We start from the raw sequence: 1,406 nt of genomic DNA on the forward strand, positions 1-1,406 counted from the left end.
TAGGGGATAGGGGTTAGGGGATAGGGGTTAGGGGGTTGCGGGTTTTTTTAATAGATAGTTGATGGCGGTGGCGGCGGCGTGTAAGCCGAAAGCGGCGGGCATAAAACTAATGGTGCCGTAGAATGATTTTTTGTAGTCGAGGCCTTCGGTGCGCTGCATAGTGTCTTTGGAAACGATTTCGGAAGAGAATACGGCTTTAATACCTGAATGGATGCGCTCGTTTTTCAGGCGTTTTCGGATAAACTTTGCTAATGGGCAGTTATAGGTTTTCATCAGGTCGGCTACTTTTATTTGGGATACATCGGTGGCACCTCCTGCTCCCATACAGCTCACTAAACGCACGCGTTGGCGTTTGGCTGAGAGAATGAGGTTGAGCTTGGGGGTGATGCTATCGATACAATCGATTACATAATCGAACTGAGGGGTTACGATTTCGGTAGCGCGTTCGGGGGTGAGGAATTCGTGTAGTACGGTAAGGTTGAGTTGGGGGTTGATGTCTAAAAGGCGGGCAGCCATTACATCGGTTTTGTTTTTGCCTACGGTGGAGTGAAGGGCAGGCAGCTGCCTATTGATATTAGATAGAGAGACGCAATCGCCATCGACGATAGTGAGGGATCCTACGCCTGCGCGGGCTATAAATTCGGCGGCAAAAGAGCCAACGCCTCCTAAGCCTACAATGAGGATATGTGCTTTTTGCAAGGTGTTGATGCCTTGCTGTTTGATTAATAGTTCAGTACGTTCTAACCAGTGATTGTTCATATTTTAAAAAAGCCTCTTCGGTATGGAAGAGGCTTGTACTCAATTTTATAGTATCAATTTTTCTACGGTGCAAAGGTAGGAATAATATTGTGAAGTGCAAAAATATTTTGCTACTTAACGTGAGTTCGACGTAAGTAATTATTAAATAATCAGTAAAATGTTTTAAATCTCCCACGAATTTCACGAATTTTCACGAATTTGGGATTGTATAAAAGTCTTTGTTTTGTATTATCTCACGAATTTCACCTGACGGATTATCTCACGAATTTTCACCTGACGGTGAATTATTTTGTGAGTATATCTGATACAAAGCTCTAAATCAATATTCTGTTATATCGATCTGATGTTATATTAATGTGAGTTCGACGTAAGTAATTATTTAACAATCAGAAATAATCAGTAAAATGTTTTAAATCTCCCACGAATTTCACGAATTTTCACGAAATAAGGGCTGTAAAAAACTCTTTACTTTACATTATCTCACGAATTTTCACCTGACGGTGAATTATTTTGTGAGTATATCTGTTACAATCGGTATACCAATGTTCTGTTATATCGAACTCACGTTACTTAATAAAACTGTCTGAAAAGCTTTTTTGTTTGGGCGTTTGTGATGGGCGTTTGCAGCACATACCCAGCTATCGCTG

Annotated in this window: 1 protein-coding gene; it reads right to left on the minus strand. The window is 41.1% G+C overall.

Annotation, left to right across the window (positions count from 1 at the left end; all coding sequences use genetic code 11):
* Positions 1-27: 27 nt before the first annotated feature.
* Entirely contained in the window at positions 28-759 is a 732-nt protein-coding gene (locus HMPREF9073_RS11245; RefSeq protein WP_009413890.1) for a ThiF family adenylyltransferase, read from the minus strand.
* Positions 760-1,406 lie beyond the last annotated feature (647 nt).

The organism is Capnocytophaga sp. oral taxon 326 str. F0382 (assembly GCF_000318295.1).
Lineage (GTDB): Bacteria > Bacteroidota > Bacteroidia > Flavobacteriales > Flavobacteriaceae > Capnocytophaga > Capnocytophaga periodontitidis.